This is a genomic window from Collinsella sp. An307, from assembly GCF_002161805.1.
Taxonomy (GTDB): domain Bacteria; phylum Actinomycetota; class Coriobacteriia; order Coriobacteriales; family Coriobacteriaceae; genus Coprousia.
On the sequence record NZ_NFIP01000012.1, the window covers coordinates 38723 to 47179 of the forward strand.

Below are 8457 nucleotides of genomic sequence, written 5' to 3' on the forward strand. Positions count from 1 at the left end.
CCTTGTCCGCGCCCGTCAGCAACCCTCGCCGAGATTGTGTATACCGAAACTGTCTACCCGACCGTCTCGTCCAAATTGTGTATACCTAAACTTTGGCAATGCGACATGGGGAATAACGAAGTTGCAGGTAGAGACGGTGACACTAGAATCGGTGCGGTGAAATACCTGAGTTTCACTATACACAATCTGTTTCAGTGCACACAATTTTGCGGCGCGGGCGCATCGGCGGGGGCAAACCCGCTCAACCGACGCGTGACGCCGCCTTTCGGTCTGTGCCGCTTGTGTGCAGGCGCTAACGCGCTGGTAAAATAGTCCCGTATGTAATTCAAACGCACGACTTGAAGGAGCGCTTGTGGCCAACCACTTCCGCAAACCCGAAGAGGGGCAGGACGAGGTCAGCACGCCGTCAGCGGAACCCGTCGCAGCTTCGCACTTCGCACTTTCAACCGATTCCGACGCCGTGGCAGATACCGCCGCCGGGGCGCCGACCGCGCCCGCCGATGCGGCCGATTCCGGTTTTTCCGCTCAACCCGCGGTTAACCCCATGGTCGGCGGCGCCGCTGCGCCGAGCCCGGATGACACGGGGGCTTTTCTCGCCAGCGCCGGCGTGAGCATTCCCGCTGCGCTGAACGTGCCTGAGATGTCCGCCATCCCCGAGGTGACGGCCGAGCCCGAGCCCGAGATCACGCCCGACCAGGCCGAGGAGATCGCCGATCTCAACGAGGCTCTCGACGACCCCAACTTCACCACGGTCTTTGCACCGGTGGAGTCTGCGCGCAAGCAGGCGCGTGAGGCCGGTGTCGAGCCCGTGATCCTTTTTGAGCACGTCACCAAGGTCTATCCCGCGCAGCCCAACAAGCCCGCGCTCGATGACGTCAACATCGAGATCTATCCGGGCGAGTTCGTCTTCCTCGTCGGTCACTCCGGCTCCGGTAAGACGACCCTTCTGCGCACCATGACGCGCGACGTCAAGCCCACCTCGGGCCGCGTGCTCGTGGCGGGTCAGGACCTCATGCGCCTGAAGAATCGCAGGGTTCCGTTCTTCCGTCGCCAGATCGGCACGGTGTTCCAGGACTTCAAGCTGCTGCCCGGCAAGACGGTCTACGAGAACGTTGCCTTCGTGCTGCAGTGCATCGGCAAGCCGCGCGGCGTCATCCGCACGCAGGTTCCCGAGGTGCTGCGCCTCGTGGGCCTCGCCGACCAGATGGACTCCATGCCCGACCAGCTCTCCGGCGGCGAGCAGCAGCGCGTCTCCGTGGCGCGCGCCATGGTCAACCGCCCGCCGCTGCTCATCTGCGACGAGCCCACCGGTAACCTCGACCCGGCGATCTCGCTCGGCATCATGAAGCTGCTCGAGCGCATTAACCGCACGGGCACCACGGTCATCGTGGCGACGCACGACCGCGAAATGGTCGACTCCATGCGCCGTCGCGTTATTTCGCTCGAGGCGGGCCACGTGGTCCGCGACCAAGAGAGGGGAGGCTACGGCAACTATGGCGCCTAGCAATCTCGGCTATTCCCTGCGCGAGGCGGGGAGCCATTTCTTCCGCAACTGGACCTCTTCGCTCGGTGCGGTCTTCACTATCTTCCTGTCGCTTTTCATCATCGGCCTCTTCATCATCGGCTCTGCGATGATCACCTCGGTCATCGGCGACATCGAGCAGACGGTCACCATCACCGCCTTTGTTTCCGACGAGGCTTCTGACGAGGACATCCAGGCGTTCCGTGACGAGCTCGAGACGTGGGATAACGTCGCCCACATCGACTTCAAGACCAAGGAGGACGCGCTCGAGGATTACCGCGCGACCATGTCCGACCACGCCGAGGCCACCATCAGTGCGCTCGACGGCGAGAACCCGCTGCCGCGCTCCTTTGTTATCCAGATGGAGGACTCCTCGCAGGTGGCGGACACCGCGGAGCGTATCAAGAACGACGAGCTCTTCCGCAAAATCGTCGATGACGACGACCCCGAGGTCGACGACGTCGATGCCGACGTTAACGCCGGCGTGATCTGGGGCCAGGAGGAGGTCAGCGTGCTCTTTGAGGTGACGGGCTACATCCGCATCGCCGCCGTGGTGCTCGTAGCGCTTCTCACCTTTATCGCGTTCATCTTCATCAACAACACGATTCGCCTGTCCATCACCGCACGTCGCCGTGAGATTGCCATCATGCGTCTCGTGGGTGCGTCGAACGGCTTCATCCGCGGGCCTTTCATCACCGAGGGCGTCATCCAGGCAATCCTGGGCGCGCTGCTCGCGGTGGGTGCACTCGAGCTCATGCGCAACATTCTTGTGCCGACGGCACAGGCGGCGCTCGGCTCGCTTTTCAACATCACCATCCCGCTCGACATCTACCTGGTTACCTACGCGGCGCTCGCACTCGTGGGCGTGGTCATTGGCCTCTTTGGTTCTGCCATTGCCATGCGCCGCTACCTCAAGGTGTAGCAGAGCTCGCACGCTAACAGGTTACGTTTAGGGGTCGGGGGCTGCGCTCCCGGCCCCTTTTGCAGCTTTGGCACATTTGGGGACGGGGTCAAAATGTGCATCTTTGCCAGTGGGCTGTTTGCTGGCTTTACCCCATAAGACCCGTTGGAGGGGAGGTGCGCCGTGGGGCGCCAACGTCGACATAGATCTCATCGCGGGCCGGCGCGCAGCGTTCGTCGCCCGAGCCTTACCGGCACCGTAATCCTGCGCGAGCACGGTGCACTGGTGGAGACGGCCGAGGGCTCGTTCAGATTGGCGGGCCGCTCTCTGCGCGAGGTAATGGGCGGCGACACGGTGGCCGTGAGCTTGCACCGCGGCCAGCGCGGCGAGCGCCGTGCCGTGGTAGAGGGCGTGATCGAGCGCGCCGCGGTAACGGTGGTGGGCACCTATGCCACCGCGGGCCCGCTCGGGGCGATCCGCCCGCTCGACACGCGTCTGCATGCGGACTTCTTCGTCTTGCCCGGCGACCTCTCTGCGCAAGATGCGCATGTTGCGGAGGGCGACGTGGTCCTCGCGCGCATTGTCTCTTATCCCACCCGCTACGAATCCGGCGTGGTGACCATCGAGCGGAGGCTCGGCGGCGCGGATGCTCCCGACCTCGGCGTTCAGTGCATTATGGCGCGCTACGACCTTGTGGAAGGCTATCCCGAGGCTGCGGAGCGCGAGGCCGAGGGGCTTGCGCTCGACGTGGAGGCGGCGCTTGCAGATCCGCTGCGCCGCGATTTGCGCGACCGTTTTGTCCTCACCATCGACCCGGTCGACGCGCGAGACTTTGACGACGCCATCTCGCTCGCGCGTACGACAGACGGCGGCTACGCCCTCGGAGTGCACATTGCCGACGTGTCCCACTACGTTGCCTGGGACGGTTCGATCGACCTCGAGGCGCGCCGCCGCGGGACCTCGGTCTATCTTGCTGATCGCGTGCTGCCGATGCTGCCCGAGCGCCTCTCGAACGAGCTCTGCTCGCTTGTGGCGGGCGAGGACCGCTTAGCGTTCACGGTGGATATGGAGCTCGACCGAGCGGGGCGTCCGCGTCGCGTGCGCATGTATCCGAGCGTCATTCGCTCGCGCGTCCGTTTGTCCTACGACCAGGCAGATGCGCTGTTGGAGGGCGCCGCTGCGAGCCGGGACGACGAAGCGGGCCAGGGCGCCGCTACGGACCGGGACGCCGCTACGGACCGGGACGCCGCTGCACACCGCCCGGAGCCGCCGTGCCCGCACGGCGGCCTGTCGCTGTCGGAGCAGATTACCCGCGCTGCGGCCGAGGGCGTGGACCTTGCCGCGTTTCTCGCCTTGGCGCACGAGCTCGCCCAGAAGCGCACAGCAATTCGCCTCGCGCGCGGCGCCATCGACTTCGACACCGTCGAGGTGCATGCGCTCATGGGCGAGGGCGACGTGCCGCAGGCGCTCGTCTCGCGCGAGCGCACCGCTGCGACCTCGCTCATCGAGGAGGCGATGCTGCTTGCCAACGAGTGCGTGGCGGAGCGCCTGGCCGTCCTGGATACGCCGTGCGCCTATCGCGTGCACGAGCCGCCTTCGCCCGACCATCTCCACGCCGCGGCGGAGACCTTAAACGAGCTCGGTGTGATTGACCGCGCCGGGGCCCGCCGGATCGAGGCGGGCGACCAGGCCGCCATGCGGGCCGCGCTTGCGCATGCGGAGCGCACCGGAGCGGGCGAGATTGCCAACGCGCTTCTCCTCCGCGCCATGCAGCGCGCCCTCTACAAGCCCGCTAACGAGGGGCACTATGCCCTCGGTGCTCCCGCGTACTGCCACTTCACAAGTCCCATTCGCCGCTACCCGGACCTCATCGTCCACCGGGTCCTCAAGCAGGTTCTGGCAGCGGAGCAGCTCGGCGCTCGTGAGGCCCGCTCGCGTGCCGCGCATCTTACCGGTAGCGGGCGCGACGCGCTCGAACACGTGCTGCCACAAATATGCCGGGGCGCGAGCGACCGCGAGCGCATGGCGGACGCCGCCGCGCACGCCTCGCAAAAGGTCATGGTGGCAACCTACTACGCCTCGCGCGTGGGCGAGCGCGCCGCGGGGCGCATCGTCTGGATGGACCAGATGGGCCTTTTTGTGCGCCTCGACGACACGCATGCAGAGGGGCTCGTCCGCCTCTCCTCCGTGGGCGACGAGTGGTTCGATTTTGACGAGCGAACTCTCTCCATCACCGGTGCCTCGACGGGTCGCGTGGTACGCGTGGGCGACCGCGTCATCGTAGAGGTCGCTTCCACCAACGTGCTGCGCGGCCACCTCGATCTCAAGCTCGTGCACGTCGTGCGTGCGCTACACTAGGGGCCTGACCGAATGGGAGGACATGCGAACATGGACCAGATGAGGGACCTTCCCTTTACGCTCGACGACCTCGCCCATGCCGAGAACTTCCTCGCGCAGGGCGACATCGACCGCGCTCTGCCGTACCTGCAGGACCTGCGCGATGCTGCCGAGGATTACATAGCAAGCGCCTGCGTTACCACCGACGAGGTGCAGTACTTTAGCTTTGCCGACGAGTTCGAGTGGCTTGCGTACCGCCGCGTCGAGCGCGACCCGCGCCGCCTCGTGCCGGCGCCGCTGCCCTTCGACCGCCTCTACGCCGCCCTCGGCTTTGCCTATATCCGCCAAAACGAGTTCACCCTCGCGCGTGACGCCCTTATGCAGGCGGTCCGCTGGGACCCCATGAACTGCGTGCACCGGCTGAACCTCGCCGGCGTCTTCCGCACGCTCGGCAATGCGCAGGAGTGGGCGTCGCTCTCGCACTCGGTTATCGAGCGGGCGAGCGACCCGGTCTCGGCTGCACGCGCCTACGTGAACCTCGCCCTCTTCTTTATGGACGAGGAGAACGCCGCCGCTGCCGAGGGCTGCGTGCGCGCCGCGCGTCGCCTGGCCGAGGACGACGCCCTTGTTGCGCAGGCGGCGGACCGCATGGCTGCAGAGCATCCCGAGGCTGCCGAGCTCACGGATGCCGAGGCCGCGGGCGCCCTGGAGGGCGCGGGCGTTCCCGCTGAGCCCAATGCCGAGATGGCGGTCTGTCTTATCATGTGCGCGACCGATGCGGCCGCCCAGGGCAAGACCGACGAGGCCACGCGCTTCACCATCCGTGCGCGCGACCTGGTGGGTGCACCTGCTGCCAAGGCCCTCATCCAGCTTGTGCGCGAGGCCGATGCCGAGCTCCGCGCGGAGCGCGAGGGTGCCGCGCCTGCTGGCGCAGCCGGCGTTTCCGCGACCGTTGGCGCTGCGGAGGAGGGGAACCAGGATGCCTAGCCGCCGCGAGCGCAAGACCATCGCCAAGAACCGCTCCGCGCATCACGAGTACGCCATTGAGGAGACGTTTGAGTGCGGTGTGGTGCTGACGGGCACCGAGGTGAAGAGCCTGCGCGAGCGCGCCTGCCAGATCACCGACACCTTTGCCCTCATCCGCGAGGGGGAGTGCTGGCTCGTTGGCGTGCACATTCACCCCTATAGCCACGGGTCCATCTTCAACCGCGACCCCGACCGGCGCCGCAAGCTTTTGCTCCACCGTCGCCAGATCGATTACCTTGACGGCAAGCTCCGCAACCGCGGCTACGCCCTCGTGCCGCTCGAGCTCTACTTTGATACCAACGGCCGCGTCAAGCTCACGCTCGGCCTCGGCCGCGGCAAGAAGCTCTACGATAAGCGCGAGGACATGGCGCGCCGCGACGTCGACCGCGAGATTGCGCGCGCCCTCAAGGAGCGCAGCCGCTAACGGGAAGGGACGTGCCGTATGGGAGGATGTTCGGTTCTTGTTTTGCTGAGCGCCCTGCTTGCAGTGGGTGCGGCGTTTCTCGCCATCTTTCTGGGCGCCCTCGGCCTCTTTCTTGTGGCGGTCGTCCTCACGATCGTGTTTGCCGTGCGCACGCCCCGACGCCGCGCCGCCGGCAAAAAGCTCGGACCGCTTATCGCCATCCCCATCGTGCTCTACGTCATCAGCGTGCCGGTATTGGCGCTTTCGCTCTCGCAGGTTATCGTGCCCGCCGCGGTGGACTACACCACGGCAAGTTACGTAGACGCCTGCGACGCGGTGCGCCATGACAACCCCGACGAGCTTAAGCGCTGCCTCTCGGCAACCACCTTCCGCTTTGATGAGGATAGGGGCGACACGCCCGAGAACCTGCTTGCGCTCGCGTTTGAGTACCGCGCGGCGCGCGTCGTGGGGCCGCTTCTGGACATGCTCGATAAGCTCGGCCTATCGATAGACGTAAACGCGCCGCTCGACCGCACCGATGCCGCGGGAGATGCCTATCGCTCGCAGTACCCGCTGCTTTGGGTGTGCGAGGAGGGCAATGCCGAGCTCGAGTCGGTGCAAGCCCTTGTCGAGCGCGGTGCGGATATCAACGTGCGTGACGACGCCACGGGCTGGACGCCTCTTATGTGGGCATGCTCGGGTGCCTTTGAGGGCTACTGGGACGCGTATGAGGGGGACGACGCCGCTCGCCTTGCTCAGACGGAGGAAGCAATCGACTACCTGCTCGATATGGGGGCGGACCCGGGCATCGTAAGTGTGGAGGGCGACACGGCGTGGTCGCTTTTTGAGGTCTACGTGGGGGACCGCACGATCGGGGACCTTTCTGAAGACGCTGCTGCCGAGGCTCTCTCTACCTACGAGTCCCGCCTCAATCCGTAATCTCCGTCTCATCTGCCGGGCCTGGCTCCGCGCGGGTATAAGGGTCTCAACAACCCTTCGATGAGGGGAGAGCCTCATGGATATGACCGCGTTTTTCAAGATGAGCTACGGACTCTACGTGGTGTCCGCCCAGGCAGATGGCGAGCGTGCCGGCTGCCTCATCAACACGGCGGTGCAGGTCACCGCAGAGCCACCGCGCATTTCGGTCGCCGTCAACAAAGAGAACGTCACCGCAGGGGTCATCGCCCGCGCGGGTGCCTTTACGGTCACCGTGGTCGACAAGACGGCGGACATGCCCTATATCGGCAACTTTGGATTCCGCACGAGTGACGGGTACGACAAGTTCGAGAAGTACGGTTGCGAGGTCTCGGCGGTCGGTAGCCCCTATGCGCCCGAGCACGCCTGCGCGGTCTTTGCCTGCCGCTTGGTCGATACAGTCGACGTGGGGACGCATTTCCTCTTTATCGGCGAGGTCGTGGATGCGGAGCGCCTCTCTGAGGAGGAGCCGCTCACCTACAGCTACTACCACAGCGTGCTCAAGGGCAAGACGCCGCCCAAGGCAAGCTCGTATCAGGGGTAGGGAAGGGCCGCTTCTGCAAGCTCGACGGTTGCGGCGTGCGCGTCTGTCGGCGCCCCTCCGCAAATGGTTCTTAATTTGTAGCAATTATGAGTTCCGCCGTTTGCCATATGCGAGTGATTGAGAACAGAGCGGCGTGGTTATACTAGCGATACCATTCATCGCCTGTGAAAGGACGGTTGTCATGAGTGACGAGAAGAAGACCTACAAGTTCGTCTGCGTTGTCTGTGGCTATGAGGTCGAGGTCGATACGCCCGAGCTCCCCGAGGACTACGTCTGCCCCGTCTGCGGCGTCGGTCCCGATCAGTTCGAGCTGGTCGAGGAGTAATTCCAGCTGCATCATCGTCGCGCAACCACAAGCGTGACCCCCAAAGGCACCCTGGCATTGCGTCCGGGGTGCCTTTTTGGTGTGTGGTGGCGCCCGCTTGGTCACCCAGCCTTTCGCGCACAGCAAATGCCGCTGGATGGATCACGCTACCATGGCGCGCTCATGTGCATTTCGCACGCTCTGTGTGCATATTTCACACCCTATGTGCATCTAGCACACTTTGTGTGCATCCAGCACGCCATAAGGCCCTTAAAGCGTGCGGACTGCACATGGAGCGTGCAGACTGCACATGGGGCGTGCGGATTGCACGCGAAGGGGACTGCGGACGTTTTCCTGTACATCCTACACCGCGTAGCCGAGCAGCCTGCGGTTCTCGTCCGGCGTCCTCCAGCCCAGCGCCGCCGACGCCCGCTCCGACCGGAAC

Annotated in this window: 8 protein-coding genes; all 8 read left to right on the forward strand. The window is 65.0% G+C overall.

All coding sequences use genetic code 11. The features are described from left to right. Positions 1 to 352: 352 nt before the first annotated feature. Positions 353 to 1504 carry a cell division ATP-binding protein FtsE gene (ftsE, locus tag B5F89_RS09510; RefSeq protein WP_087431549.1) on the forward strand — a complete coding sequence of 384 codons (1152 nt, stop codon included), beginning with the start codon at positions 353 to 355 and terminating at the stop codon, positions 1502 to 1504. Then, positions 1494 to 2444, forward strand: coding sequence for a permease-like cell division protein FtsX (ftsX, locus tag B5F89_RS09515; RefSeq protein WP_087431550.1), 951 nt, complete (start codon positions 1494 to 1496; stop codon positions 2442 to 2444). The genes ftsE and ftsX overlap by 11 nt, the downstream gene beginning before the upstream one ends. Positions 2445 to 2708: 264 nt before the next feature. Then, the gene (locus tag B5F89_RS09520) at positions 2709 to 4781 is read left to right on the forward strand and encodes an RNB domain-containing ribonuclease (RefSeq protein ID WP_239286742.1); all 2073 of its coding nucleotides are present in this window, start codon (positions 2709 to 2711) and stop codon (positions 4779 to 4781) included. 30 nt (positions 4782 to 4811) lie between these two features. Further along, positions 4812 to 5747: a hypothetical protein gene (locus B5F89_RS09525; protein WP_239286743.1), complete on the forward strand. Its 936-nt coding sequence runs from the start codon at positions 4812 to 4814 to the stop codon at positions 5745 to 5747. After that, positions 5740 to 6210, forward strand: a complete 471-nt coding sequence (gene smpB, locus B5F89_RS09530) for an SsrA-binding protein SmpB (RefSeq protein ID WP_087431552.1) — start codon at positions 5740 to 5742, stop codon at positions 6208 to 6210. Before B5F89_RS09525 ends, smpB begins: the two co-directional genes overlap by 8 nt. Before the next feature lie 18 nt (positions 6211 to 6228). After that, positions 6229 to 7128 carry an ankyrin repeat domain-containing protein gene (locus B5F89_RS09535; RefSeq protein WP_087431553.1) on the forward strand — a complete coding sequence of 300 codons (900 nt, stop codon included), beginning with the start codon at positions 6229 to 6231 and terminating at the stop codon, positions 7126 to 7128. A gap of 76 nt (positions 7129 to 7204) precedes the next feature. Continuing rightward, complete coding sequence (locus B5F89_RS09540) at positions 7205 to 7708, forward strand: flavin reductase family protein (protein WP_087431554.1); 504 nt, start codon at positions 7205 to 7207, stop codon at positions 7706 to 7708. A 181-nt stretch (positions 7709 to 7889) separates the two neighbouring features. After that, entirely contained in the window at positions 7890 to 8033 is a 144-nt protein-coding gene (locus tag B5F89_RS09545) for a rubredoxin-like domain-containing protein (protein ID WP_019129171.1), read from the forward strand. Positions 8034 to 8457: the final 424 nt, after the last annotated feature.

What these genes read in the sequence shown, in the direction of transcription:
- B5F89_RS09540 (WP_087431554.1), top strand. Translation starts at nt 7,205, where the DNA reads ATGGATATGACCGCGTTTTTCAAGATGAGCTACGGACTCTACGTGGTG.
- B5F89_RS09525 (WP_239286743.1), top strand. Translation starts at nt 4,812, where the DNA reads ATGGACCAGATGAGGGACCTTCCCTTTACGCTCGACGACCTCGCCCAT.
- ftsX (WP_087431550.1), top strand. Translation starts at nt 1,494, where the DNA reads ATGGCGCCTAGCAATCTCGGCTATTCCCTGCGCGAGGCGGGGAGCCAT.
- B5F89_RS09535 (WP_087431553.1), top strand. Translation starts at nt 6,229, where the DNA reads ATGGGAGGATGTTCGGTTCTTGTTTTGCTGAGCGCCCTGCTTGCAGTG.
- B5F89_RS09545 (WP_019129171.1), top strand. Translation starts at nt 7,890, where the DNA reads ATGAGTGACGAGAAGAAGACCTACAAGTTCGTCTGCGTTGTCTGTGGC.
- smpB (WP_087431552.1), top strand. Translation starts at nt 5,740, where the DNA reads ATGCCTAGCCGCCGCGAGCGCAAGACCATCGCCAAGAACCGCTCCGCG.